The following is a 24484-nucleotide window of genomic DNA, read 5'->3' on the forward strand; positions in this document are numbered from 1 at the left end:
CAGGATCAGCACGTCACCGGACCCGCCGGTGCGAGCGAGGAGGACCTGATCAGCAGCGGTAGCCGGGCCGCCCACGACCCCGTCCGGGTCGAGGTCAGCGCCCTCACCAAGACCTTCGGCAGCGTGCGCGCGGTCGACGACCTCTCCTTCACCGTCGAGCCGGGTCAGGTGACCGGGTTCTTGGGGCCCAACGGCGCCGGCAAGACGACGACGCTGCGGATGGCTCTCGGGCTGATCAACCCCGACCGCGGCACCACCACGTTCAACGGCACGCCCTACGCCGCGCTCACCGAACCGACCCGGCGGGTGGGTGCGGTGCTGGAGACGGCGTTCCACCCGGCCCGCAGCGGCCGCAACCACCTGCGGGTCTACTGCCGGGCGGCCGGGATCCCGGTGTCGCGCGCGGACGAGGTGCTCGACCAGGTCGGGCTCGGCCCGGCCGGCGACCGCAAGGCCGGCGGCTACTCCCTCGGCATGCGCCAGCGCCTCGGGCTGGCCACCGCGCTGCTCGGCGACCCGGCGGTACTCGTCCTCGACGAGCCGGCCAACGGGCTGGACCCCGAGGGCATCCAGTGGCTGCGCGGGTTCCTCCGCCACCTCGCGCACGACCAGGGCCGCACCGTGCTGGTCTCCAGCCACCTGCTGGCGGAGGTGGAGCAGACCGCGGACCGGGTGGTCATCGTCGGGGCCGGGAAGCTGGTCCGGCAGGGCTCGCTCGCGGAGCTGCGCTCGGGCAGCGCCGGCAGCGTGCTGGTCCGCTCACCGCAGAAGGACGCCCTGGCCGACCTGCTGCGCACGACCGCGGGGACGTCGGTCGTCACCACCGACGGCCACCCGGACGGGCTCACCGTCACCGGCCTGCCCGTCGAGGAGGTCGGCCGGCGCGCGTTCGCCGGCCGGATCGAGCTGCACGAGCTGCGTGCCCACACCAGCGGGCTGGAAGAGGTCTACTTCCAGCTCACCGCCGGCTCGGAGCAGTACGCCGCCGGCCGGCCCGGCACCGCCACCACCGGAGAGGAAGCCGCCTGATGGGCGCCGTCATCGCCCGGCTGACCCGCGCCGAGTGGACCAAGCTGCTGACCACCCGGGTGTGGATCGGCCTGCTGCTGGGCTCCTGCGTGCTGGTCGGCGGGTTCGCCGCGCTGTTCACCGGCTTCGCCGGCAGCAGCGGCGGCGGCCCCGACGGGCAGGGCCTGCCCGCCATCGGCACCGCGGACTTCGAGCAGCTCGCGCTCGGGGTGTCGGCGAACGCGACGGTGCTGTTCGTGGTGCTGGGCATCATCGGCACGACGCAGGAGTACCGGCACCGCACCGCCACCCCCACCTTCCTGACCAGCCCGCACCGCGGCCGGGTGGTGGTGGCCAAGCTGCTGGCCTACCTGGTGGCCGCCGTCCCGATGGCGCTGCTGGTGATCGCCGTCGACGTCCTGGTGGTGACCGTCTACGCCGGCGCCCGCGGTGCCGCCCCCTCGCTGAGCGGGGACAACCTGCGGGTGCTCGCCGGCGCCTGGGCCGCGCTGGTCATCTACGCCGTGATCGGCGTCGGCGTGGGCGCACTGGTCCGCAACCAGGTGGGTGCCATCGTCGGCGTGCTGGTCTACCTGTTCGTGGTGGAGACGATCGTGCAGGCGATCCCGGCGATCAACAGTGCCTACAAGTGGCTGCCCGGTGGCGCCCTGGAGGCCATGACGGCCACCTTCGGCCAGACCGACCTGCTCAGCGCGTGGCAGGGCGGTCTGGTGCTGCTCAGCTACGGGTTGGTCGCCGCCGTCCTGGGCACCCTGCTCGCCGTCCGGCGGGACGTCGTCTGAGCCGGGTCCGGCGGGGCCCGACCCCGGCCGGGAGGCGGCTCGCGCCGTTCCGTGCGGCGTGAGACGGGACACGTGCGCCACCTCACGCGGCGGCGTCGCAGGCAGGGGCCCCGGGCGTAGAGTCGGGACCCGGTCCAACGACGTCCACCGACGAAGAAGGCACTCGCCAACGTGTCAACCGTGAGCTCATCCCAGCCCTCCTCCGCCTCTGCCAACCCGGTGGCGGGATTCGGCACCAACGAGTGGCTGGTCGAGGAGATGTACCAGCAGTACCTGGCCGACCCGCGCAGCGTCGACCAGGCCTGGCACGACTTCTTCGCCGACTACCGCCCGGGCAGTCCGGTGTCCGACGGCGCAGACCGCAGCTCGCAGACCGCCCCGGCCCCGGAGCAGCCCGCACCGGCACCGGCACCTGCCGCGGCGAAGCCGGCCGCCGCCGCCTCGAAGCCGGCCGCCTCGAAGCCGGCCGCACCGAAGCCGACCCCCGCGGCCACCGCCACCCCAGCGCCGCGGGCCACCCCGGTCGACGCCCGATCGGAGGGCACCGTCGTGAACCGAGCAGCCGAGCGCGCCTCCCAGCAGGTGCCCGCCGCCCCGGCGAAGCCGTCCCCCGGCGCGGGCGCCGCCCGAGCAGCCGGCGACGACGCCGGCTCCGGCCCCAAGCGCACCCCGCTGCGCGGCGCCGCGGCGAGCGTGGTCAAGAACATGAACGCGTCGCTGACCGTCCCGACGGCGACCAGCGTGCGCGCCGTCCCGGCCAAGCTGCTCGTGGACAACCGCATCGTCATCAACAACCACCTGGCCCGCGCCCGCGGCGGCAAGGTGTCCTTCACGCACCTGATCGGCTACGCGCTGGTCCGGGCGCTGGACAGCTTCCCGAACATGAACACCGCGTTCGCCGAGGTCGACGGCAAGCCGACCCTGGTGACGCCGGAGCACGTCAACTTCGGCCTGGCGATCGACCTGCCCAAGGCCGACGGCACCCGCTCGCTGGTGGTCGCCTCGATCAAGTCCGCCGAGCAGATGGACTTCGCCGAGTTCTGGGGCGCCTACGAGGACATCATCCGGCGGGCCCGCGCCGGCAAGCTGACCATGGAGGACTTCTCCGGGACGACGATCAGCCTGACCAACCCGGGCACGATCGGCACCAACCACTCGGTGCCCCGGCTGACCACCAACCAGGGCACGATCGTCGGCGTCGGCGCGATGGACTACCCGGCCGAGTTCCAGGGGATGAGCCCCGAGGCGCTGGCCGAGATGGCCGTCTCGAAGATCATCACGCTCACCTCGACCTACGACCACCGGGTCATCCAGGGTGCGGAGTCCGGCGACTTCCTGCGCCGGATGCACCAGCTGCTGCTGGGCGAGGACGGCTTCTACGACGACGTCTTCCGCTCGCTGCGGGTGCCCTACGAGCCGGTCCGCTGGGTGGCCGACAAGCGGGTCAGCCACGAGGGGCAGATCGACAAGGAAGCCCGGGTCATCGAGGTCATCGAGGCCTACCGGCGCAACGGCCACCTGATGGCCGACACCGACCCGCTGGAGTTCAAGGTCCGCACCCACCCCGACCTGGACATCGTCCAGCACGGGCTGACGCTGTGGGACCTCGACCGGCCCTTCCCGGTCGGCGGCTTCGCCGGTGAGCGCACCATGCCGCTGCGCGACATCCTCGGCGTGCTGCGCAACTCCTACTGCCGCACGGTCGGCATCGAGTACATGCACATCACCGACCCCGAGGAGCGCGGCTGGCTGCAGCAGCGCATCGAGGTCAAGCACGACCAGCCCACCCGGGACAAGCAGAAGCGGGTGCTCGGCCGGCTCAACGCCGCCGAGGCGTTCGAGACCTTCCTGCAGACCAAGTACGTCGGGCAGAAGCGGTTCAGCCTCGAGGGCGGCGAGTCGGTGATCCCGCTGCTGGACGAGGTGCTGGTGGCCTCCACCGAGTACGGCCTGGAGGAGGTCGCGATCGGCATGGCCCACCGCGGCCGGCTGAACGTGCTCGCCAACGTGCTGGGCAAGAGCTACTCGAAGATCTTCGGGGAGTTCGAGGGCAACATCGACCCGGGCACCGTGCAGGGCTCCGGCGACGTCAAGTACCACCTGGGCGCCGAGGGCACCTTCGAGCACGACGGCCGCTCGATCGCCGTCTCGCTGGCCAGCAACCCCAGCCACCTGGAGACGGTCAACCCGGTGCTCGAGGGCATCGTGCGGGCCAAGCAGGACATGATCGACAAAGGCGAGGGCGGCTTCACCGTGCTCCCGGTCCTGCTGCACGGCGACTCCGCGTTCGCCGGCCAGGGCGTGGTGCAGGAGACGCTGAACCTCTCCCAGCTGCGCGGCTACCGCACCGGCGGCACGGTGCACGTGGTCATCAACAACCAGGTCGGCTTCACCACCAGCCCGGCCGCGGCGCGCTCGAGCCTCTACTCGACCGACGTCGCGCGGATGATCGGCGCGCCGGTCTTCCACGTGAACGGCGACGACCCCGAGGCCTGCGTCCGGGTGGCCAAGCTGGCGGTCGACTACCGGCAGGCGTTCAAGAAGGACGTCGTCATCGACCTGGTCTGCTACCGCCGCCGCGGGCACAACGAGGGCGACGACCCGTCGATGACCCAGCCGCTGATGTACGACATCATCGACCGCAAGCGCTCGGTCCGGAAGCTGTACACCGAGGCGCTGGTCGGTCGCGGCGACATCACGCTGGCCGACGCCGAGGAGGCCCTGAAGGACTACCGCGGGCAACTGGAGCGGGCCTTCGCCGAGACGCACGACGCCCGGGACTCCTCCACGCCCGAGCCGGTCATGGACCCGCGCTCGCCGCAGCAGGCGACCGTGGACACCGCGATCAGCCCGGAGGTCCTCAAGACCATCGGCGACGCCCACGTCAGCTTCCCGCCGGACTTCACCCCGCACCCGAAGCTGCAGAAGATGCTCGAGCGCCGGGCCGCGATGGCCAGCGAGGGCGGCATCGACTGGGCGATGGGCGAGCTGCTGGCCTTCGGCTCGCTGCTCATGCAGGGCGTCCCGGTGCGGCTGGCCGGCCAGGACTCCCGCCGCGGCACCTTCGTGCAGCGCCACTCGGTCCTCATCGACCGGGAGAACGCCGCCGAGTACACGCCGCTGTCGAACCTGACCCCCGACCAGGCGAAGTTCTTCGTCTACGACTCGCTGCTCAGCGAGTACGCCGCGCTCGGCTTCGAGTACGGCTACTCGGTGGCCAACCCCAAGGCGCTGGTCCTCTGGGAGGCGCAGTTCGGCGACTTCGTCGACGGCGCGCAGATGGTGATCGACGAGTTCATCAGCTCCGGCGAGGCCAAGTGGGGGCAGCGGTCCGGCGTGGTCATGCTGCTGCCGCACGGCCTCGAGGGCCAGGGCCCGGACCACTCCAGCGGCCGGATCGAGCGGTTCCTGCAGCTGTCCGCCGAGAACAACATGACCGTCGCCAACTGCTCCACCCCGGCGAACTACTTCCACCTGCTGCGCCGCCAGGCGCTCTCGGAGGTGCACCGCCCGCTGGTGGTGTTCACGCCCAAGTCGCTGCTGCGGGCCAAGGCGGCGGTCAGCCCGGTCGCCGACTTCACCGAGCAGCACTTCCGCCCGGTCCTGCCCGACCCGGGTGTCGGCCGCAAGGCGCTGGACGGCGCCTCGGTCAAGCGGGTGCTGCTGTGCAGCGGCAAGGTCAGCTACGAGCTCTTCTCCCAGCGGGAGGCCGAGGGCCGCACCGACACCGCCGTCCTGCGGGTCGAGCAGCTGTACCCGCTGCCGGCCGAGGAGATCGTCGAGGCGCTGGCGCAGTACCCCAACGCCTCGGACGTCGTGTGGGTGCAGGAGGAGCCGGCGAACATGGGTGCCGCCCAGTTCATGCTGGTCAACCTGCCCGACGAGCTGCCCGCCGGCCGCACCCTGCGCCGGGTCTCGCGCAAGGCCTCGGCCAGCCCGGCCGTCGGGTCGGCGAAGGTGCACGAGGTCGAGCAGCGCGCCCTGGTGGCCCAGGCCTTCGCGGACTGAGCCCCCGTGTACTTCACCGATCGCGGCATCGAGGAGCTGGCCGGCCGGCGGGGCGAGGAGGAGGTCTCCCTCGCCTGGCTGGCCGACCAGCTGCAGGCCTTCGTCGACGCGAACCCGGAGTTCGAGGTCCCCGTCGAGCGGCTGGCCACCTGGCTGGCCCGCGGCGGCACCGACGATGTCGACGAGTGAGTGGAGTGCCAGCGCATCACTTTCCGAGCGCTGACACTCCACTCAGCTCCTCCGCGCGCCTCCGTCGGCTGGGCGGCACGCGGGGAGACGCTGGGTAGGTGCTCGGTCACTCGCATGCCCTCTCCGGTCTCGCCGTCGGCGCCGCCACGCTCCCGTGGGCGCCGGTGCACGGCACCGTGGCGCAGGTCGCCTGGGTGTCGGCCGTCGGCGGCTTCGCGATGCTGCCGGACCTGGACCAGAAGGGGTCCACGATCAGCCGGATGTGGGGGCCGCTGACCGACGTCCCGTCCGGCGTGGTGAACGCCATCAGCCGCGGCCACCGCTGGGGGACGCACGACGCCGTCCTCGGGTCGCTGGCCTTCGGGCTGCTGGCCTACGCCGCCGCCTGGAACCACTGGTCGAGCCTGCTGCTGCTGGCACTGGCCATCGGGCTGGCGCTGCGGGCGCTGCACGTGGTCATCCCGGGGCGGGCGGAGAACACCGTGATCGGCAACCTGGTGCTCTCCTGGGGCGGGGCCTGGCTGCTGCTGGCGCACAGCCCCGGCCCGGACTGGCTGCCCGCGGCCGTCGTCGTCGGCGTGCTCACCCACATCGCCGGGGACGGGCTGACCAAGGAGGGCGTGCCGGTACCGGTGTTCTGGCTTGTCCGGCGCAGCCGGATCGCCCCGGTGCACCTGCGCACCGGCGCCGTCGTCGAGCGGGCCGTGCTCGTCCCGCTCTTCGTGCTGGCCACCGTGGCGTTCCTGGTCGCCAACACCGGCGCCCGCACGCTGGTCGACCCGATCCTGGCCCGACTCGGCTGATCGGGCACTACGGTCGGCGGCTGTGACTGGCACCGCCCCCGCCGAGCGCGGTGGTCCCCCGGTGAGCGGGCACGTGTACGTCACCCGGCTGCTGTCCGACGACGCGATGACGGCGCTGGCCGCGCTCGGGCACCCGGTCGTCGTCGGGGAGGAGCGGCCCCCGACCCCGGCGGAGCTGCTCCGGGACGCCGCCGGTGCGGCTGCCGTCGTCGCCACCCTCACCGACCGGGTCGACGCCGCGGTGCTGGACGCCGCCGGTCCGGGGCTGCGGGTGGTGGCGAACGTCGCGGTCGGCTACGACAACGTCGACGTGGCGGCGGCGCGGGCCCGGGGCGTCGTGGTGACCAACACCCCCGGCGTCCTGGACGGGGCGACGGCGGACCTGACGATGGGCCTGCTGCTCGCCGCCGCCCGCCGGATCGCCGAGGGCGACCGCTTCCTGCGCACCGGGGCGCCGTGGGTGTGGGGACCGCGGATGCTCGTCGGCCTGGACGTCTCCGCCGGGGCGACCCTGGGCATCGTCGGCTACGGCCGCATCGGCCGCGCCGTCGCCCGCCGGGCGCGGGCCTTCGACCTGCAGGTGCTGGCCACGCCCACCCGGACCCCGCTGAGCCCGGCGGAGCGCGCGGCCGTCGAGTTCCGCGAGCTGCCCGACCTCCTCGCGGCCTCGGACGTGGTCAGCCTGCACTGCCCGCTGACCCCGCAGACCCGCCACCTGGTCGACGACGCGGCGCTGGCCCGGATGCGGCCGACCGCACTGCTGGTGAACACCGCGCGCGGCGGCGTCGTCGACACCGACGCCCTGGTCCGGGCGCTCACCGAGGGGCGGCTCGGCGGCTCGGCGCTGGACGTCTTCGAGGACGAGCCGCACGTCGACCCCCGGTTGCTCGCGCTGCCCCAGGTGGTGCTCACCCCGCACCTGGGCAGCGCCGGCGACCGGACCCGGAGCGCGATGTGCGGCCTCGCCGTCGACAACGTCGCCGCCGTGCTCGCCGGCCGCCCGGCGCTCACGCCGGTGGACTGAGGTCCTCCCCCGGCTGCCGGGGATCGGGGGCGAGGCGGCCCGGCCGGGGCCGCAGCCGGAGGACGACGCGGCCCACGACCACCGCGGGCCCGAACGCCCGGCTGTCGTCGGTGACGAGCGGGTTGTCGCCCTCGACCCAGTGCCCGCCCGGCACGGCGCGCCGCACCCGCTTGACCACGAGCAGCTCCGGGCGGGTCGGGAAGCGGGCCAGGACGACGTCCCCGGGGCGCACCCGGGCGGCCCGGCCGACCCGGCGGACCAGCAGCCGGTCGCCGTGCCGCACGGTCGGCGCCATCGAGGGGCCGGTCACCCGGGCGAGGACCCAGCGCGTGGCCAGGCCGGGGACGTCCCGCCGGCCGCGACCGCCGGACGTGTTCATGCTGATCACCGCGGGTAGGGTCGCAGACGACCGATCTCCCACGAACCCGGAGGCATCCCCATGCGTCTGTTCCGCATGTTCTCCGCCGTGGAGGCCACCGCGCACTGCGACCTCCCCTGCGGCGTGTACGACCCGGCCCAGGCCCGGATCGAGGCCGAGAGCGTCAAGGCCATCCAGGAGAAGTGCCAGGGCAACGAGGACCCGGTCTTCCGCACCCGCGCCATCCTGATCAAGGAGCAGCGGGCGGACCTGGTCAAGCACCACCTGTGGGTCCTGTGGACCGACTACTTCAAGCCCCCGCACTTCGAGAAGTACCCGCAGCTGCACGAGCTGTTCAACAAGGCCACCAAGCAGGCCGGCGCCGCCGGCGGCAAGGGCAGCATGGACCCGGCCGAGGGGCAGAAGCTCCTCGACTACATCGCGGAGATCGACAAGATCTTCTGGGAGACCAAGGCCGCAGCCTGACCAAGGACTCCGTCCTGCTGCCGGGTCGCCCCCTCGGGCGGCCCGGCAGTGCTGTATCCCGCCACCGCGGCACCCGGTGTCGGCCGCTCCGACCCGACCCAGGAGAGACCGCACCGTGAGCCCCCGTTTCGACCTGCGCTCGTTGCTCGAACGGGTGGAGGCCGCCGCGCCGATCGACGCCGTGTCCGCGGTCGCCGACCAGCTCGCCCTGCTGTCCGAGGCGACCGAGGTGTCGTTCCTCATCGCCGACTTCAGCGGTCACGCCCTGGTCCGGCTGAGCACCGCCGAGCGCACACCCGAGGGCACGCGCACCCGCGGCCCCGAGTCGGCGGAGACCGTCCCGCTGGAGGGCACCGTCTACGCCCGGGTGCTGCGCACCCAGCAGCCCGACGTCACCGCCACCGACCGCGGCACGTGCGTGGTCGTGCCGGTCACCGACCGCGGGGACGCGATCGGCCTGCTGGAGCTGGTGCTCCCCGAGCCGCCCGACGAGCAGGTGCAGGCCGACATCCGGGCCGCCGGTCACGCCCTCGCCTACGTCATCATCGCCAACCGCCGGCACACCGACCTCTTCGAGTGGGGCCAGCGGACCACGCCCTTCTCCCTCGCCGCGGAGATCCAGCGCCGGCTGCTGCCCGCCGCGTTCACCTGCGAGGCCGGGCAGTTCACCCTGGCCGGGTGGCTGGAGCCCGCCGCCACCGTCGGCGGGGACACGTTCGACTACACGCTCGACCGGGACGCCCTGCACGTGTCCATCACCGACGCGGTCGGCCACGAGGTGGGCGCGTCGCTGCTGGCCACCCTGCTGGTCGGCAGCCTCCGCAACGAGCGCCGGCGCGGGCTGCCGCTGGCCGAGCAGGTGCACAACGCCGACCTCGCGCTCGCGGAGAACACCGCGCCCGGCCAGTTCGTCACCGGTCAGGTGATGCGGGTGGACCTGCACACCGGCCACGCGCAGGTCGTCAACGCCGGGCACCCGCTCCCGCTGCGCCTGCGCGACGGCCGGGTCGAGGAGGTCGCGCTCGACGTCGACCTCCCGTTCGGCGTGGAGCCGGCGTGGCCGTTCCGGGTGCAGGAGTTCCCGCTGGAGCCCGGCGACCGGATCGTGTTCGTCACCGACGGCATGCTCGAGCGCAACGCCGCCGAGCTCGACGTCGCCACCGCCCTGGCCGGCAGCGCCGCGCTGCACCCCCGCGAGGTCGTGCACGCGCTCGGGACGGCGGTCATGCGCGCCACCGGCGGGGAGCTCAGCGACGACGCCACGGTGGTCTGCCTGGACTGGTACGGCGGTCCGCCCCGGGCCCGCGACAGCGACAGCGGGGCCGGCCGCGGGCTCGCCTCGCACTGACCGGCCGGCGCTGCCCCGGGTCCGCGGTCACGCACCGGTAACCTCGGACTGCGATGCGCATCGACCGGGCCGGCTGGCCCTTCCTCGCCGTCCCTCTCGGCCTTGCCGCGGCCTCCACCGCCCTGGGCCGGGCGACCGGCCGCTCGGCCCGCCTCGTGGTGTGGCCGCTGCTGGCGCTGTCGGGCTACCTGGCGGTGTTCTTCCGCGACCCCGACCGGCGCTGCGACGTCGTCCCGCCGGCCTCGGACGAGGTGCTGGCCCCGGCCGACGGCGTCGTCATGGTGGCCGGCGAGCCGCAGCCCGGGGTGGCCCCCGAGGGCGACTGGCAGCAGGTGAGCGTCTTCCTCTCCGTCGTCGACGTGCACGTCAACCGCGCCCCGTACCGCGGGCAGGTCACCGAGCACAGCTACCGGCCGGGCAGCTTCCTGGCCGCCTACCGCCGGGAGAGCGCGCACCGCAACGAGCGCAGCGAGCTGTGGGTCCGGGACGGTGACCGCACCGTCGTCTTCCGGCAGGTCGTCGGCGTCCTGGCCCGCCGCATCGTCACCCGGGTCGGCGTGGGGGCGCAGGTGGCCACCGGCGAGCGGATCGGGCTGATGAAGTTCGGGTCCCGGATGGACGTCTTCGTGCCGCGCGAGTGCACGGTCACCGTCGCCGAGGGGCAGCGCGTGCGTGGCGGGGAGACCGTCATCGCCCGCTGGCCGGCACCCCGCTGAGGGGGGACGGCGGGATGCCGGGCAGGCGCACCACCACCGTGGAGTTCGTCCGCGGCTCGGTCCGCGGTGGGCGGCGGCGGGCCCGCTCGTGGCTGCCGAGCATGTTCACGCTGGCCAACATGATGTGCGGCTTCTTCGCCATCCTGGTCGCGTTCCGCGGCGAGTACCGGCTGGCCTGCGCGCTGATCGCGCTGTCGGTGGTCTTCGACATCGCCGACGGCGCGGTGGCCCGGCTGGTCGGCGCGGTCTCGCCGTTCGGGCTGCAGTTCGACTCCCTCGCCGACCTGGTGTCCTTCGGCCTGGCGCCGTCCCTGCTGGTGTTCGCGCTGTTCTCCGACGGCCGGGACTCCCTCGACGCCCTGGGCTGGATCGCCTGCTTCCTGTGGGTGGCCTGCGCGGCGATCCGGCTGGCCCGGTTCAACACCACGATCGACCCGACGGCGGACAAGCGGTACTTCACCGGCCTGCCCAGCCCGGGCGCCGCCGGGGTGGTGCTGGCCAGCGTCTTCGCCTTCGCCGACCTGATGGAGGGCCGCGACCGGCTGTGGATGCTGCTGGTCGTGCTCGTCCCCGGGCTGCTGATGGTCAGCAACGTCCGCTACCGCTCGTTCCGGTCGCTGGTCAGCCCGAAGAGCGGCAAGCCCTATGGTCTGGTCGTCACCGTGGTCGTCGTGCTGGTCGGACTGGCCACGGTGCCGACCGTGACCTGCTGCGTGGTGGCCTACAGCTACCTGGTCTCGCCGCTGGTGGTGCCCGTGCTGACGCCGCTGGGCCGGCTCGTGCCGGACCGGCTGAAGGAGGTCCTCTCGTGACCGTGCGCCCGGTGCAGCCGGACGACGTCCCCGCCGTCGTGGGGCTGGTCCGCGAGCTCGCCGCGTACGAGGAGGCCGAGCACGAGGTGCTGATGACCGCCGATCAGCTGCACGGCGCGCTGTTCGGCGACTCCCCCGCGCTGTTCGGCCACGTCGCCACCGCCGACGGGTCGCCGGAGGTGGTCGGCGTCGCGCTGTGGTTCCTGACCTTCTCCACCTGGCGCGGCACGCACGGCATCCACCTGGAGGACCTCTACGTCAGCCCCGGCCACCGCGGGAGCGGGCTGGGCCGGGAGCTGCTGCGCACGCTGGCCCAGGAGTGCGTCGACCGGGGCTTCGCCCGGCTCGAGTGGTCGGTGCTGGACTGGAACACCCCGTCGATCGAGTTCTACAGAGCAGCCGGTGCCGTGCCGATGGACGGGTGGACGGTCTACCGGCTGACCGACGACGCACTGCCCCGCTTCGCCGCCGACCGGCGCTGACGCACCCCGAGCAGAAGGAGATCCAGGCGTGACCACCGAGCGCGGCGAGTCCCAGTGCTGGCTGACCGACATGGACGGCGTGCTCGTGCACGAGGGCAACGCGCTGCCCGGCGCCGCGGACTTCCTGGCCCGGCTGGTGGAGCGCGAGCGCCGCTTCCTGGTGCTCACCAACAACTCGATCTTCACCCCGCGGGACCTCGCGGCGCGGCTGGCCCGCAGCGGCCTGGACGTGCCGGAGAGCGCCATCTGGACCTCGGCGCTGGCGACGGCGGACTTCCTGGCCTCGCAGCTGCCGGGCGGCTCGGCCTACGTCATCGGTGAGGCCGGGCTGACCACGGCCCTGCACGAGGCGGGCTACACGCTCACCGACACCGACCCGGACTACGTCGTCCTCGGCGAGACCCGCAACTACTCGTTCGAGGCGATCACCCGGGCGATCCGGCTGGTGGGCGCGGGCGCGCGGTTCATCGCCACCAACCCCGACGTCACCGGCCCCTCGCCCGAGGGCCCGCTGCCGGCCACCGGGTCGGTCGCGGCGATGATCACCAAGGCCACCGGCGCCGAGCCCTACTTCGTCGGCAAGCCGAACCCGATGATGTTCCGCAGCGCCATGAACCGGATCGAGGCGCACTCGGAGTCCACCACCATGATCGGCGACCGGATGGACACCGACGTCGTGGCCGGCATCGAGGCGGGCCTGGACACCATCCTGGTGCTCACCGGCTCGACCCAGGCCACCGACGTCAGCCGCTTCCCGTTCCGGCCCAGCCGGGTGCTCCCCTCGATCGCCGAGGTCATCGACCTGGTCTAGCCGCTCAGCGGCCGAAGAAGGCCAGCCGGGCCTCGGGGGTGGCCAGCAGGTAGAGCTCCACCGCCACGACCGCGAGCACCGGCAGGCCGATCAGCGGGCGGTCGGCCTGGAACGCCGCGGTGTACCCCACCACCGCGAGCAGCAGCTGCAGCACGATCACCGGCGCCCGGGCCCACGGCGACACCCGCCACAGCCCGACGGCGCCGGCACCCAGCAGCACGCCCGCCATGCCCACGTAGACCACCTCGGCGAGCGCCCGCCCCACGCTGTCCGGCGAGCCGGTCAGGGTGAGGTAGAGCAGCACCAGCGCGAGCAGCGCCGCCGCGGCCGCCTCGACCGCCACCACGACGGCGGCCCGGCGGACGGCGACCGGCGCCGTGCCGCCGCGGCCGCTCCGGCTTCGGCGCGGTCGGCTGCGCCGCCCCACCCAGCAGCCCCTCGGCGCGGGGGCGGCGGCGACCGGGGGTGTCCCCGTCGTCCTTCGAGACCTGGCCTGGCACGGCGCCGAGGCTACGCCGGGACGCTGCCCGCCCATGCGCCGTCCGGCTCCCGGTCCGGTGGTCGATATGTTGGCGGCATGCGTGCGCTGCTGGTGGCGAACCCGGCGGCGACCACGACCACCCGCAAGGTGCGCGACGTGCTGGTGCGGGCGCTGTCCACCGAGCTGAAGGTCGAGGTCGCCGAGACCACGCACCGCGGGCACGCCCGTGAGCTGGCCGCCGGTGCCACGGCCGACGGGATCGACGTCGTGGTGACCCTGGGCGGCGACGGGACGGTCAACGAGGCGGCGAACGGGCTGCTCGCCGGCGGGCCCGGCCCGCACGTCCCCACCCTCGCGGTCGTCCCGGGTGGCTCGACCAACGTCTTCTCCCGCGCCCTGGGGCGGTCCCGCGACCCGGTGGAGGCGACCGGCGAGATCCTCGACTCGCTGCGCGCCGGCCGCACCCGCCTGGTGCCGCTGGGCAACGCCTCGGCCCTCACCGGCGACCCGGGGACGGCGGAGGCCTGGACCGAGCCCCGCTGGTTCGTCTTCGCCGCCGGCATGGGCTTCGACGCCGACGTCATCTCCCGGGTGGAGGCCCAGCGGGCCCGCGGGCGGCGCTCCACCGGGGCCCTCTACGTCCGTTCCGGGGTCGCGTCGTTCCTGCTCGGCCGGGACCGGCGGCGTCCCCCGCTGACCCTGACCCGGCCCGGCGAGCCCCCGGTCGACGGGCTGTTCCTGGTGCTGGTGTCCAACGTGAGCCCGTGGACCTACCTCGGCGCCCGGCCGATCAACCCCAGCCCCGAGGCCTCGCTGGACACCGGGCTCGACGTCTACGCGATGGGCCGGGTCGGGGTGGTCCGGATGCTGCACCACCTCCGCCAGACCATGGCCGACCGGCCCGACGCGCGCGGCCGCGGCGTGCACCGCTGGCACGACCTCGCCGGGCTCGAGCTGACGTCGTCCCGGCCGCAGGGCTGGCAGCTCGACGGCGACCACCTGGGCACCGCGACCGGCCTGCGGGTGCGTTCGGTGCCCGACGCCCTGCGGGTCGTCATCTGACGGAGGAACCCCTCCCGGAGGGGCCGGCGGGACGCGCTGTCGCTGACGTCACGCCCGACGAGTGGCGGGCCTCGCACACGCATGGTGAGCTTGCTCTCACGGAGCCCGGCGAAGGCCGCGACTGCCTTGACAGCGCGGGCTCTCGTGAAAGCATCACAAGCAAGCAACCTGTCGGTAACACGGCGGGCGGTCGCCGTACTACGCGCTGAGCTACCAGCGCGCTGACCTGCGGGGGCGGTCTACGGACCGGCGACCGACATCCTGACGAGATCGAGGAGTACACCGCCATGGACTGGCGCCACCGCGCGCTCTGCCGCGACGAGGACCCGGAGCTCTTCTTCCCCATCGGGACGACGGGCCCTGCGGTCGTGCAGATCGAGCAGGCCAAGGCCGTGTGCCGACGCTGCCCGGTCATGCAGTCGTGCCTCGAGTGGGCACTGAGCTCCGGTCAGGACTCGGGGGTGTGGGGCGGTCTGTCCGAGGACGAGCGCCGCGCCCTCAAGCGCCGCACTGCGCGCACCCGGGTCCGCACCGCCTGATCAAGGACCCCTCCCCCTCACCCTTCGCAGCTCAGGGCGAGCCTCCGGAGGGGGCCGACAGCACGAGCCGTCCCTTCGGGACGGCTCGTGCTGCGTTCACCGGCGGGGGCGGCCGGCGCCGGGGATGCTGAGCACCGCCTCGGTGCCCGGTCCCCCGTCCGCCGGGGCGCCCATCGTCAGCGTGCCGTGCAGCTCGCTGGTGACCAGCGTGCGGACGATCTGCAGCCCCAGCCCGGTGCTCGCCGCCGGGTCGAAGCCCGGCGGCAGCCCCCGACCGTCGTCCCGGACCCGGACGACGAGGTCGTGCCCGTCCCGCGTGGCCGCCAGGACGACCGTCCCCGGCTCGCCGTCGGGGAAGGCGTGCTCCGCGGCGTTGTGCAGCAGCTCGGTCACCGCCATCACCAGCGGGGTCGCGGCCGCGGCGGGCAGCTCCCCGAAGGCGCCGTCCCGGGTGATCCGGGCGGCCGGTCCGACCGACGTCACGTCACCCAGCATCGGCAGCACCTGGTCCAGCACGTCGTCGACCTCGACGACGTCCTCCCTGCTCCCGGCCAGCGTCTCGTGCACGACCGCGATCGACGCCACCCGGCGCACCGACTCCTCCAGCGCGGCGCGGGCGGCCGGCTCGGTCATCCGCCGGGCCTGCAGCCGCAGCAGCGCGGCCACGGTCTGCAGGTTGTTCTTCACCCGGTGGTGGATCTCCCGGATGGTCGCGTCCTTGGTCATCAGCGCGCGGTCCCGGCGGCGGACGTCGGTGACGTCGCGGACGAGCACCAGCGCGCCCTCCTCGCCGCCCGGGGCCTGCAGCGGCAGGGCGCGCACCAGCATCGTCGCGGCGTCGTTCTCCACGTCCATCGGGTCGGGGAACCGCCCGGCGACCGCGGCGTTGATGCTCGCGGCCACCGCCTCCCCGGCCACCCGGTCGGCCGAGACGCTGCGGGTGACCTCGGCGAGCGAGGAGCCGACGACGTCACCGACGACCCCCATCCGGCGGTAGGCCGACAACGCGTTGGGGCTGGCGTAGACGGCCCGCCCGGCGGCGTCGAGGCGCACCAGACCGTCGCCGACCCGGGGGCTCATCTCCGCGTCGTCGAGCATCCGGGGCGGGAAGGTGCCGGCGGCCACCATCAGCGAGAGGTCCGCGGCGATGTCCAGGTAGGTGAGCTCCAGCGTGGACGGCGACCGGGTCGCCGCCAGGTTGGTGTCCTTGGCGAGGACGGCGACCACCACGCCGTCGTGCCGCACCGGGATGAACTCGCGGCGGCGCGGCGCGGCGCCGGACCAGTCCGGGTCGCCCTCGGTGATCGGCCGCCCGGCCTCGTGGGCGGCCACCAGCGGCTCGGCGGCCACCCCGGTCACCTCGGTGCCCACCAGGTCGTCGGGCTGGCTGGTGGGGGCGGTGAGCGGCCGGACCTGGGCGACGCACCACCAGGCGGTGCTCTGCAGCGGCACCCAGAGCGTGAGGTCGGCGAAGGACAGGTCGGCCAGCAGCTGCCAGTCGGCGACCAGCCGCCGGGCGTGGTCGACCTGGGACGGGCTCGCCGACCCGCGGGTCAGACGTTCGGACAGGCTGCTCATCGTGCAGGGAGCCTAGGCCGCGGCCCCGGCGCGGCCCTCTCCTACCCTGCCCCGGTGACCTCCTCCGCCCTGACCGTCGAGGCTGCCGACCCGGCCGACTTCGCGCGCATCGCCGAGCTGACCGTGGGCGTCTACACCGGCGAGCACCTCGCCGAGCCCGGCTACGTCCCCCAGCTGGCCGACGTCGCGGGCCGGGCGGACCGCGCCGAGCTGCTCGTCGCCCGGGACGGGTCGGGCACGGTGGTGGGCAGCGTCGCGCTGGTGCTGGCCGGCGACTTCGGGGAGGTCACCGAGTCCGCGGACGAGGCCGCGTTCCGGATGCTCGTCGTCGACCGGTCCCAGCGCGGGCGCGGCATCGGCGAGGCGCTGGTCCGCGCCTGCCTCGACCGGGCGCGCGCGGCCGGCAAGCACCGGGTGGTGCTCTCCACCGACCCGCGGATGACCGCCGCGCACCGGCTCTACGAGCGGCTCGGCTTCACCCGGCTGCCGGAGCGCGACTGGACGCCGGTGCCCGGCGTCGACCTGCGGGTCTACTCCCTCGACCTCTGACGGCCCCGTCCGGAGGCTCGCCGCCGAGCTGGCGAGGGGGTGAGAGGCACGGGGTCCTTCATCAGCCGGGGACGACGGTGGCGATGAGGTCGCCCTCCTGGAGGACCTCGCCCTCGACCACGTGCAGCTCGCCGATGGTGCCGGCGCGCTCGGTCAGCACCGGGATCTCCATCTTCATCGACTCGAGGATCACCAGCGTGTCACCGGCCGCGACCTCGGTGCCGGGCGACACGAGGACCTTCCACACGCTGGAGACCATCTCGGCGTGGATCTCCTCGACCGCCACCGGTGCCTCCTGTCTCGCCAGCTGACCCGCCGGAGCCGACGGTGTGCTCATGAAAGCACGGGTCAGGCCGCCGTCCGCGGCGCCGGGCGACCCGGGCCGCGTCAGGAGCGGTCCGGGACCAGCGACCCGGCGATCCGCTGCAGCACCCCGCAGACGGCCTCGCCGTCGTGCGGCACCCCGGAGTCCGGCAGACCGGTGAGCACCTCGGTGGCCGCGCTGGCCGCCCGGGCGGCGCTCGGCGCCGCGGCGCTGACCGTGGCCAGCAGCGCGTCGTACCAGCCGTCGAGCCGGTCGCCGGGGTCGTAGCCGCTGACCGCGACGACCTCGGCCCCGAGCAGCGGCCGGCGGCCGCTGCGCGCCGGGACGTCGGGCAGCCGCCCCGTCACCCGGCCCGCCGTGCCCGGCGGCAGCGTGGAGCGCAGCTGGACGGCGACCGCCGCGCGGGGCACCGCCGTCTCGACCACCGGGCCCGGGTTCCCGCCGGCCATGCTGCGCAGGGTGAGCTCGACGGCGTCCACGTTGTGCGCCCGCTCGAGCACGGCCATGTCCAGGGAGAAGCCGGCGGCGACCTCGGCCAGCTCACCGCCCGGGTCGATGCCCACGGTCACCAGCCCGCGCCAGCCCAGCTCGGGGAGGCGGCGGGCGGCGGCCGGCAGCGGCCCCAGGCCGGCCGGCGGGGTCCAGGAGACCCGCGGTGTCCCGCCCGCCCGGTCCCGCAGCACGGGGGTGACGTGGTGCAGGCCCTCGGCGGTCACCCAGGCGAGGAAGCCCTGCTCGCTCGCCGGCTCGACGCCGTCGCCGCCGAGGCGCTCGAGGACCTCCGGGTCCTGCCCGACCCAGGTGAGCCCGGCTTCGGTCACCGCGACGGCCAGGCGCGCGTCGCCGGCCAGTGCCGGGGGGACCGGCAGGACGGCGTCGACCCGGGTCCGCCGCGCGGCCTCCACGATCCGCCGCGCGTCCAGGTAGGACTCGGTGGCCGGCGCCGGGCCGAGCAGCACCGACTCGTCGGCCATCCGCACGTGCCGGGCGTCCCGCTCGGACTCCGAGCACACCGCGACCGACTTCAGGCCGAGCCGGCTGCACGCCCGGATGACCGCGCAGGCCATCGGTCCCCGGCCGGCCACGAGCACGCTCTCCACGGCTGTCTGGACCACGTCGTCCTCCTGCCCCGGCTCGCGCCGGTCTCGTCCCCCGTCACCCCCGGTAGCCCACCCGGGGTCCTGCACCACCGCACGTGCCCACACCGGCCCGTGAGATCCTTGCGCGGTCAGCTTGACCGGTTTCCCGGTGTGCGCACCCCGTACCGGTCCCGGACAACACACCCACGAGGGAGAGGAGGGCAGCGATGTCCAAGCGTGGACGCAAGCGGCGCGCCCGCAAGAAGAGCGGCGCCAACCACGGCAAGCGCCCCAACGCCTGATGACGGCCCCCCTCGCCCCCCACCGCTCGCACGATCGCGGTGGGACCCTGCAAGGGGGCCATCAGGGGCCTCTAGCGCTCCTGCGGCTCGGTGATCGTCTCGATGCTGGTCCGCTCGACCCGCACCGAGGTGCCGTCCTCCTCGAAGGAGACGGTCGTCAGCTGGACCTTGATCCGGTCGCGCAGACCCACCGGCGTCGGGTCGCCGCCGCAGCGGCGCCGCACCAGCGCCTTGAACTCCTGCTCGATGCCGAACTGCCGCAGGCACGGCGAGCAGTCCTCGAGGTGCTCGGCGATGACCTCGCGCCGGGCGTCGTCGGTCTCGTGGTCGAGGAACTCGAAGACGTGCGAGAGCACGTCGTCGCACGAGGTGATCTCGTCGTGCGACTCGTGAGCGTCGGTGGTCACGACTCCTCCTCGCTGACGCTCGTCGGCGTCGTGTCCACAGGTGCTGTGCCCACGCATGAGCTCGCAAGCTCGCTCATGAGTGCGCCTCCTCTGCAGCTCCGGCGCGGACGAACCCGCGCTCCCGGGCGTAGTCGGCCAGCAGCTTCTGCAGCCCGCGGCGACCGCGGTGCAGCCGGGACATCACCGTGCCGATGGGCGTGCCCATGATCTCGGCGATCTCCTTGTACGCGAAGCCCTCGACGTCGGCGAGGTACACCGCGAGCCGGAAGTCCTCCGGCAGCTGCTGCAGGGCCTCCTTGATGTCGGAGTCCGGCAGGTGGTCCAGCGCCTCGATCTCCGCCGAGCGCAGGCCGCTGGAGGTGTGCTCCTCGGCCGCGTAGAGCTGCCAGTCCTGCACCTGCTCGGTGGGGTACTGCTGCGGCTGCCGCTGCTTCTTGCGGTAGCTGTTGATGTAGGTGTTCGTCAGGATCCGGTACAGCCAGGCCTTGAGGTTCGTGCCCTCGGCGAACTGGTGGAACGCGGAGTAGGCCTTGACGAAGGTCTCCTGGACGAGGTCCTCGGCGTCGGAGGGGTTGCGGGTCATCCGCAGCGCCGCCGGGTACAGCTGGTCCAGGTAGGGCAGGGCATCCCGCTCGAACCGGGCGTCGCGCTGGGCCCGGCTCTCCGCCTCGGCGGACCGACTCCCGTCGGCGCGCGCCTCGGGTGTCTCCTCGGGGACCGGCAGGGCCGTCTCCTCGGCGGGGGTGTCGATCGCGGGCTCCTCGGGCACCGACCGTCCTCTCTGCGGCGCCCGGGAGCGGGCGACCACGTCGGTCGATCCTAGCCGGGTGCGGTCAGGTCGGCCGGGGGGACGGCGGGAGGGTGCTGAGCCGCGCGCGATGCGCGCGGGGGCGCTCGGGACTGTGCTGCTCACGGTCAGGTGAACCGCGGCCGCCGGGCTCCTGTTCCCGCTCGTCGGACGAGCCGGGCGCGCGGTCTCCTAGGCTGCTGCGCCGTGGCGGCGACACCGGCGGTGCGGACCCTCGACCAGGCCCGGGTGGGCTACTCCCTGCACGAGTACGACCCGGCCGAGGGTGCCGAGGGGCACGGGTACGGCGAGGTCGCCGTCGCCGCGCTGGGCGCCGACCCGGCGCAGGTGTTCAAGACCCTCGTCGCCCAGGTGGACGGCCGGCTGACGGTGGCGGTGGTGCCGGTGAGCGGCCAGCTGGACCTCAAGGCGCTGGCCGCCGCGGCCGGCGGGCGGAAGGCGGCGATGGCCGACCCCGCCGCCGCCGAGCGCAGCAGCGGCTACGTGCGGGGCGGCATCAGCCCGCTCGGCCAGCGCAAGGCGCTGCCCACCGTGGTCGACCAGAGCGCGCTGGGCTTCGCCACGGTGCTGGTCAGCGCCGGACGCCGGGGCCTGCAGATCGAGCTGGCCCCGGCCGACCTGGTGCGGCTCACCCGGGCGACGACCGCGGCGATCGCCCGGTAGGCCGTCAGTCGGCGGGCCGGCCGTAGGGCGTCAGCAGCTGGTCGACCGGGGCGAAGTCGTCGGTGAGGACGGCGGCGTCCCCGGTGAACGCGGTGAGCTCCTGGCCGGCGGCGACCTGCCAGGCCAGACCGCGCGAGGCCATCGCCGCGGCGATCGCCTCGACCGGGAGCGCCCGGCGCGAGGCGACGGCGACGACGTTGCCGCCGTCGTCCCCGGCCAGCACCGGTGCGCGGGCCAGCAGCAGCACCTCCGGGAAGACCTCCCGCAGCGTGGCCAGCTCGGCGCGCACGAAGGCCAGCGGCGGGTGGTCGATGAGGTTGACCGCGTAGACGCCGTCGTCGGCGAGCGCGTCGTCGACCAGCTGCAGCGCCTCGACCGTGGTCAGCTGCCACGGCACCGACAGCCCACCGAAGGCGTCGCCGACGACCAGGTCGCGGGTGCCGGTCTGCTCCGCCTGCAGCCCGACCCGGGCGTCACCGACCCGCACCTCGAGCTCGTCGGAGGTCTGCAGCCCCAGCGCGTCGACGTCGAGCTCGACCACGCCGGGGTCCACCTCGAGCACCCGGCTCACCGTGCCCGGGCGGACGTCGGCCAGGTACCGGGGCAGGGTCAGCCCGCCGCCGCCGACGTGCAGCGCCGACAGCGGCGCCCCGGGCGGGGACACCGCGTCGGTGACCGAGGCGATGGCCTGGACGTACTCGAACTCCAGGTGCTGCGGGTCGGCCAGGTCGACGTAGGAGTGCCGGAGCGTGTCGAGCACCAGCACCCGGCCGTCGGTGCCGTCGGCCTCGACCCGCGCGCAGTGGTAGGCGGTCTCCCGCTCGCACGGGGTCGGCGCGAGGGCGGCCAGCCCGGGCGCCCCGACCGCGAGGACCAGCAACCCGACCGGCAGCCGGCCGGTCACCCCGGGAGCCCGGCGCCGGAGCAGCACGGCCAGCGCCAGCCCGGCCAGGACGACCACGACCCCGGTGCCGACCAGGATGACGCTGCTGGGCAGCAGCGCCACCAGCACGAACCCGGTGGCGAAGGTGGCCACGATCCCGCCGAGGGTGCCGATGCCCGACAGCCGGCCGACCACCGACCCGGTCTCGGCCAGGCTGCCCAGCTGCAGGGCGACGACCATCGGCGGCACCGCGGACAGCAGCGCCGCGGGCACGATGACGGCCACCGCGGCGAGCAGCAGCACGTTGCCCGCCGCCGCGCCGGTGAGCAGCGCGCCCGCGAAGCGGACCAGCGGGAGCACCGCGACGACCAGCGCCCCGCCGGCGACCAGCAGGGGGGCGAGCAGCCGTCGCGGGTCGGTGCGGTCGGCCACCGCGCCACCGGCCCAGGCGCCGATGGCGATCGCGGCGAGGGCGAACCCGATGACCGCCGTGCTGGTCTGCAGGGTGATCCCGACGTAGGGGGCGATCAGCCGCAGGCCGACCACCTCGAGCACCAGCACCGATCCCGAGGCCAGGAAGGTGATCGCTGCCGCCGTCCAGTCCGGCAGTGCCCGCGAGCCGGCCGCCGGCGCGGGCGGGGTCACGCTCAGAACAGCGCCGGCTGGTCGGCCGGGGCGCTGACCGACTCCTGCCGCGCGGTGAGCTGCGCGCCGTTGTTCGCCACGTTGCCCACCGCCGCACCCACCGGGCGGATCTCCAGCCGCTCGACGAACTCCGGCGGGGTGGGCTCGGCGACCTCGGTGACGTCCTCCCGGGCCGGGTCGAGCCAGTCGGCCCAGCGCTCGCGGGGCAGCACCAGCGGCATCCGCGGGTGCACCTCGGCGAGCGCGCCCACCGCGGGGGCGGTGACGACGGTGCAGGTGTAGAGCCGGTCCTCACCGCGGCCCCACACCTCCCAGAGCCCGGCGAAGGCCAGGCCCGACCCGTCCTCCGGCGTCACGTAGTACGGCTGCTTGCCGGGCGCGTCCTGCTTCGGCGCCCACTCGTACCAGCCGTCGGCCGGGACCAGGCAGCGCCGGGTGGCCGCGGCGGTGCGGAACGCCGGCTTCTCGGTCAGCGACTCGACCCGGGCGTTGAGCATCCGGTTGCCGACGGAGACGTCCTTGGCCCAGGACGGCACCAGCCCCCAGCGCACGGACCGCAGCTCACGGTGCCCCCCGCCGGTGAGCGCGCCCTCCGCGTCCCGCTCCTTCTTGTGCCGGACCACGTAGACGTCCTTGGTCGGCGCGACGTTGTAGTCGGCGGGCAGCGGGGACTGCCCCTCGGCGGCGACCGCCTCGAACTCGACGACCAGGTCCTCCGGACGGCGGCTGGCGGCGTAACGACCACACACGGCGATCTCCTCCCGGACGGGCGACGGCTTCGAGCTTAGAAGGGCGGCGGGTCGTCCGCGGGCGGCGGCGGCTGGGGTGCTGCCTCTGCTGGTGGTTGTCGCATGCCCGGTGGTCGGGTGGTCCGGGTGACGCCCGACGGGGTGGTGACCTGCAGGACCCCCGCGGGGGTCATCACCAACCGCCAGCCGGGGGCGAAGGTCTTGAGGCGGTGGTGGGACCGGCACAGGCAGCACAGGTTGGCGCAGTCGGTGGCGCCCGCCGCAGGCGGCGCTGATGACGTGGTCCAGGTCAGACCAGCCGACGCGTTGACCGCAGTTGGGGAACCGGCACCGCCGGTCCCGGCTGGTGACGAACGCGCGTTGCCGATCGGTGGGTTCATAGGCCTCGGTCTCCGGTGGCGGTCCGGTCACCGGGCAGTCGCAGTCGCTGTCGGGGTGTTGCGGGCAGCCGCGGCGGGCCAGCCGGTCGAGGTCGGTCGGCGTCAGCGTGGCCAGCAGCTCCCCGTTCGGGCCGGTGATCGCGAAGCTCAGCGTCCCGTCCTCAGGCGGCGTGAGGCCGAGCGAACTCACGCGGGCGAGCAGCTCGCGGACGTGGGCGGCGGTGATCGGCAGCCCGTTCACCTCACCCGCCGTGCTGCTCTTCCCGGCCAGCCCGTCGAGGTCGGCGGTCACGGTCAGGTTCGCCGTCACCGGCGGGAGCCCGTGGTCTCCCGGGCGGCGGATCAGCAGGGACAGCACGTGCGCCCGCAGCGCCCCGATCCGGCGCGGGTCACCATCGGCTTTCAGCATCTTCGCCAGCTGGTCGACGATGTCGTAACACTCCACGGCCTCATCGGTGGGCAGCTCCGCGGCCAGCGTCGACCGCCCGTCGGTGGCGTTGGGGTAGACGTGCACGTCGGCGGCCTTCTCGGCTTCCTCTCGGCGCACGTCGGCTGCCTCGGCGTCCAGCTGGACCATCAGCTCGGTGGCCCGGTCCTTGAGCCGGTAGACCGACAGATCCGAGGCCTCGGGCAGCAGCGCGTCCTCGACCTGCCTGGCCACGGCGGCGGTGGTGTGCATCAGCACCTCGGCCAGGGTCTGCGCGCGGCGCTCGTCCAGCTCACCGGCCCGCAGTGCGGCGAAGGTGCCGGGCAGCTTCTTCTGCCAGGTCAGGGCGTGGTCGAGCTTCTTCGCCGCCGTCGTGCGGCCCAGGTTGAGCACGGTGGCCAGCTCGGCGGTGAAGAACTCACTGATCCCGTCCCCGCGCCCGCTGCCCGACCAGTCGGACTTCCGCGCACCGGGCGTGCCGGGCTGCGGGTCGGCACTGGCGGGGCGGGCGCCGGCCATGGTGAGGATCAGCTCCGCCTCCTCGGCGGTGTCCTGCGCCCGCTGCCGGTGGATGGCCTGCAACCGCGCCGCCGCCTGCTCCGGCGACGACGACCTCGCCATCGCGACCGGGTCGGGCTCGGCGTGCGGGTCGCCGATCCAGACCACGTCGATCCGCGACCGCCACGACCCGGGCATCTCCGGCCCGGGTGCCGTCGCCGTCGTCTCCATGGGCCGAACATACGTTCGGGGTACGACAGT

The 24484-nt window shown here is 74.2% G+C and carries 26 protein-coding genes; 17 read left to right on the plus strand and 9 right to left on the minus strand.

Going from position 1 to position 24484, the window contains the following annotated elements; genetic code table 11:
- Nucleotides 1-123 precede the first annotated feature (123 nt).
- From MODMU_RS21585 to MODMU_RS21610, 6 genes are all read left to right on the plus strand, one after another.
- A complete protein-coding gene (locus MODMU_RS21585) occupies nucleotides 124-1029 on the plus strand; it encodes an ATP-binding cassette domain-containing protein (protein ID WP_014742511.1) in 906 nt (301 codons plus the stop codon).
- A complete protein-coding gene (locus MODMU_RS21590; protein ID WP_014742512.1) occupies nucleotides 1029-1811 on the plus strand; it encodes an ABC transporter permease in 783 nt (260 codons plus the stop codon). Before MODMU_RS21585 ends, MODMU_RS21590 begins: the two co-directional genes overlap by 1 nt.
- Before the next feature lie 180 nt (nucleotides 1812-1991).
- On the plus strand, nucleotides 1992-5819 hold the full coding sequence (locus tag MODMU_RS21595; RefSeq protein ID WP_014742513.1) for a multifunctional oxoglutarate decarboxylase/oxoglutarate dehydrogenase thiamine pyrophosphate-binding subunit/dihydrolipoyllysine-residue succinyltransferase subunit: 3828 nt from the start codon (nucleotides 1992-1994) through the stop codon (nucleotides 5817-5819).
- Between the two features lie 6 nt (nucleotides 5820-5825).
- The gene (locus MODMU_RS21600; RefSeq protein ID WP_014742514.1) at nucleotides 5826-6008 is read left to right on the plus strand and encodes a DUF6104 family protein; all 183 of its coding nucleotides are present in this window, start codon (nucleotides 5826-5828) and stop codon (nucleotides 6006-6008) included.
- A gap of 98 nt (nucleotides 6009-6106) precedes the next feature.
- Nucleotides 6107-6811, plus strand: coding sequence for a metal-dependent hydrolase (locus MODMU_RS21605; RefSeq protein ID WP_014742515.1), 705 nt, complete (start codon nucleotides 6107-6109; stop codon nucleotides 6809-6811).
- A 22-nt stretch (nucleotides 6812-6833) separates the two neighbouring features.
- Nucleotides 6834-7835, plus strand: coding sequence for a 2-hydroxyacid dehydrogenase (locus MODMU_RS21610; RefSeq protein WP_231851698.1), 1002 nt, complete (start codon nucleotides 6834-6836; stop codon nucleotides 7833-7835).
- Here MODMU_RS21610 and MODMU_RS21615 read toward each other — a convergent pair.
- Nucleotides 7819-8214: a S26 family signal peptidase gene (locus MODMU_RS21615; protein ID WP_083870114.1), complete on the minus strand. Its 396-nt coding sequence runs from the start codon at nucleotides 8212-8214 to the stop codon at nucleotides 7819-7821. The two genes, MODMU_RS21610 and MODMU_RS21615, sit on opposite strands and share 17 nt — an antisense overlap.
- A 60-nt stretch (nucleotides 8215-8274) precedes the next feature.
- Between MODMU_RS21615 and sodN the strand changes: the two genes are divergently transcribed.
- The 6 genes from sodN (at nucleotide 8275) to MODMU_RS21645 (ending at nucleotide 12848) form a co-directional block, all read left to right on the plus strand.
- Nucleotides 8275-8679: a superoxide dismutase, Ni gene (gene sodN, locus MODMU_RS21620; RefSeq protein WP_014742518.1), complete on the plus strand. Its 405-nt coding sequence runs from the start codon at nucleotides 8275-8277 to the stop codon at nucleotides 8677-8679.
- Nucleotides 8680-8794: 115 nt separating this feature from the next.
- A complete protein-coding gene (locus MODMU_RS21625) occupies nucleotides 8795-10027 on the plus strand; it encodes a PP2C family protein-serine/threonine phosphatase (protein WP_014742519.1) in 1233 nt (410 codons plus the stop codon).
- A 53-nt stretch (nucleotides 10028-10080) separates the two neighbouring features.
- Nucleotides 10081-10743 (plus strand): phosphatidylserine decarboxylase, encoded by a 663-nt coding sequence (locus MODMU_RS21630; protein WP_014742520.1) that lies wholly within the window; start codon nucleotides 10081-10083, stop codon nucleotides 10741-10743.
- A 14-nt stretch (nucleotides 10744-10757) separates the two neighbouring features.
- Nucleotides 10758-11555, plus strand: coding sequence for a CDP-diacylglycerol--serine O-phosphatidyltransferase (gene pssA / locus MODMU_RS21635; RefSeq protein ID WP_014742521.1), 798 nt, complete (start codon nucleotides 10758-10760; stop codon nucleotides 11553-11555).
- Complete coding sequence (locus MODMU_RS21640; protein ID WP_014742522.1) at nucleotides 11552-12037, plus strand: GNAT family N-acetyltransferase; 486 nt, start codon at nucleotides 11552-11554, stop codon at nucleotides 12035-12037. The genes pssA and MODMU_RS21640 overlap by 4 nt, the downstream gene beginning before the upstream one ends.
- 28 nt (nucleotides 12038-12065) lie before the next feature.
- Nucleotides 12066-12848, plus strand: a complete 783-nt coding sequence (locus MODMU_RS21645; protein ID WP_014742523.1) for an HAD-IIA family hydrolase — start codon at nucleotides 12066-12068, stop codon at nucleotides 12846-12848.
- A gap of 4 nt (nucleotides 12849-12852) precedes the next feature.
- Here MODMU_RS21645 and MODMU_RS27330 read toward each other — a convergent pair whose 3' ends face one another.
- Entirely contained in the window at nucleotides 12853-13275 is a 423-nt protein-coding gene (locus MODMU_RS27330; RefSeq protein ID WP_014742524.1) for a hypothetical protein, read from the minus strand.
- A gap of 150 nt (nucleotides 13276-13425) precedes the next feature.
- Here MODMU_RS27330 and MODMU_RS21655 point away from each other — a divergent pair, with 150 nt between their 5' ends.
- Nucleotides 13426-14391, plus strand: coding sequence for a diacylglycerol/lipid kinase family protein (locus MODMU_RS21655; protein WP_014742525.1), 966 nt, complete (start codon nucleotides 13426-13428; stop codon nucleotides 14389-14391).
- A gap of 287 nt (nucleotides 14392-14678) precedes the next feature.
- Entirely contained in the window at nucleotides 14679-14930 is a 252-nt protein-coding gene (locus MODMU_RS21660; protein WP_014742526.1) for a WhiB family transcriptional regulator, read from the plus strand.
- A gap of 96 nt (nucleotides 14931-15026) precedes the next feature.
- Here MODMU_RS21660 and MODMU_RS21665 read toward each other — a convergent pair whose 3' ends face one another.
- Nucleotides 15027-16508 carry a sensor histidine kinase gene (locus MODMU_RS21665; protein WP_014742527.1) on the minus strand — a complete coding sequence of 494 codons (1482 nt, stop codon included), beginning with the start codon at nucleotides 16506-16508 and terminating at the stop codon, nucleotides 15027-15029.
- A gap of 54 nt (nucleotides 16509-16562) precedes the next feature.
- On the opposite strand from MODMU_RS21665, the gene MODMU_RS21670 reads away from it, so the two are divergent.
- Nucleotides 16563-17057, plus strand: coding sequence for a GNAT family N-acetyltransferase (locus MODMU_RS21670; protein WP_014742528.1), 495 nt, complete (start codon nucleotides 16563-16565; stop codon nucleotides 17055-17057).
- Nucleotides 17058-17118: 61 nt separating this feature from the next.
- Here the strand turns inward: MODMU_RS21670 and MODMU_RS21675 are convergent, their stop codons facing one another.
- Entirely contained in the window at nucleotides 17119-17343 is a 225-nt protein-coding gene (locus tag MODMU_RS21675; protein ID WP_014742529.1) for a biotin/lipoyl-binding carrier protein, read from the minus strand.
- Between the two features lie 101 nt (nucleotides 17344-17444).
- A complete protein-coding gene (locus tag MODMU_RS21680) occupies nucleotides 17445-18497 on the minus strand; it encodes a biotin carboxylase N-terminal domain-containing protein (protein WP_014742530.1) in 1053 nt (350 codons plus the stop codon).
- Between the two features lie 191 nt (nucleotides 18498-18688).
- Here MODMU_RS21680 and MODMU_RS30390 point away from each other — a divergent pair, with 191 nt between their 5' ends.
- A complete protein-coding gene (locus MODMU_RS30390) occupies nucleotides 18689-18763 on the plus strand; it encodes a 50S ribosomal protein bL37 (RefSeq protein ID WP_014742531.1) in 75 nt (24 codons plus the stop codon).
- Between the two features lie 71 nt (nucleotides 18764-18834).
- Here the strand turns inward: MODMU_RS30390 and rsrA are convergent, their stop codons facing one another.
- Both rsrA and MODMU_RS21690 read right to left on the minus strand, forming a co-directional pair.
- Nucleotides 18835-19170, minus strand: coding sequence for a mycothiol system anti-sigma-R factor (gene rsrA, locus MODMU_RS21685; RefSeq protein WP_014742532.1), 336 nt, complete (start codon nucleotides 19168-19170; stop codon nucleotides 18835-18837).
- Nucleotides 19171-19243: 73 nt separating this feature from the next.
- Nucleotides 19244-19939 carry a sigma-70 family RNA polymerase sigma factor gene (locus MODMU_RS21690; protein WP_014742533.1) on the minus strand — a complete coding sequence of 232 codons (696 nt, stop codon included), beginning with the start codon at nucleotides 19937-19939 and terminating at the stop codon, nucleotides 19244-19246.
- Between the two features lie 225 nt (nucleotides 19940-20164).
- On the opposite strand from MODMU_RS21690, the gene ybaK reads away from it, so the two are divergent.
- Entirely contained in the window at nucleotides 20165-20641 is a 477-nt protein-coding gene (gene ybaK, locus MODMU_RS21695; protein ID WP_041795527.1) for a Cys-tRNA(Pro) deacylase, read from the plus strand.
- A 4-nt stretch (nucleotides 20642-20645) separates the two neighbouring features.
- Here ybaK and MODMU_RS21700 read toward each other — a convergent pair whose 3' ends face one another.
- Together MODMU_RS21700 and MODMU_RS29805 are read right to left on the minus strand one after the other, a co-directional pair.
- On the minus strand, nucleotides 20646-22169 hold the full coding sequence (locus tag MODMU_RS21700; protein ID WP_014742535.1) for a fused MFS/spermidine synthase: 1524 nt from the start codon (nucleotides 22167-22169) through the stop codon (nucleotides 20646-20648).
- A gap of 2 nt (nucleotides 22170-22171) precedes the next feature.
- Complete coding sequence (locus MODMU_RS29805) at nucleotides 22172-24454, minus strand: SOS response-associated peptidase family protein (protein ID WP_014742536.1); 2283 nt, start codon at nucleotides 24452-24454, stop codon at nucleotides 22172-22174.
- Nucleotides 24455-24484: the final 30 nt, after the last annotated feature.

It is taken from the genome of Modestobacter italicus (assembly GCF_000306785.1).
In the GTDB taxonomy this organism is placed as follows: Bacteria; Actinomycetota; Actinomycetes; order Mycobacteriales; family Geodermatophilaceae; genus Modestobacter; species Modestobacter italicus.

What these genes read in the sequence shown, in the direction of transcription:
- MODMU_RS21660 (WP_014742526.1), top strand. Translation starts at nt 14,679, where the DNA reads ATGGACTGGCGCCACCGCGCGCTCTGCCGCGACGAGGACCCGGAGCTC.
- MODMU_RS21630 (WP_014742520.1), top strand. Translation starts at nt 10,081, where the DNA reads ATGCGCATCGACCGGGCCGGCTGGCCCTTCCTCGCCGTCCCTCTCGGC.
- MODMU_RS21590 (WP_014742512.1), top strand. Translation starts at nt 1,029, where the DNA reads ATGGGCGCCGTCATCGCCCGGCTGACCCGCGCCGAGTGGACCAAGCTG.
- MODMU_RS21615 (WP_083870114.1), bottom strand. Translation starts at nt 8,214, where the DNA reads ATGAACACGTCCGGCGGTCGCGGCCGGCGGGACGTCCCCGGCCTGGCC.
- MODMU_RS29805 (WP_014742536.1), bottom strand. Translation starts at nt 24,454, where the DNA reads ATGGAGACGACGGCGACGGCACCCGGGCCGGAGATGCCCGGGTCGTGG.
- MODMU_RS21665 (WP_014742527.1), bottom strand. Translation starts at nt 16,508, where the DNA reads ATGAGCAGCCTGTCCGAACGTCTGACCCGCGGGTCGGCGAGCCCGTCC.
- MODMU_RS21655 (WP_014742525.1), top strand. Translation starts at nt 13,426, where the DNA reads ATGCGTGCGCTGCTGGTGGCGAACCCGGCGGCGACCACGACCACCCGC.
- pssA (WP_014742521.1), top strand. Translation starts at nt 10,758, where the DNA reads ATGCCGGGCAGGCGCACCACCACCGTGGAGTTCGTCCGCGGCTCGGTC.
- sodN (WP_014742518.1), top strand. Translation starts at nt 8,275, where the DNA reads ATGCGTCTGTTCCGCATGTTCTCCGCCGTGGAGGCCACCGCGCACTGC.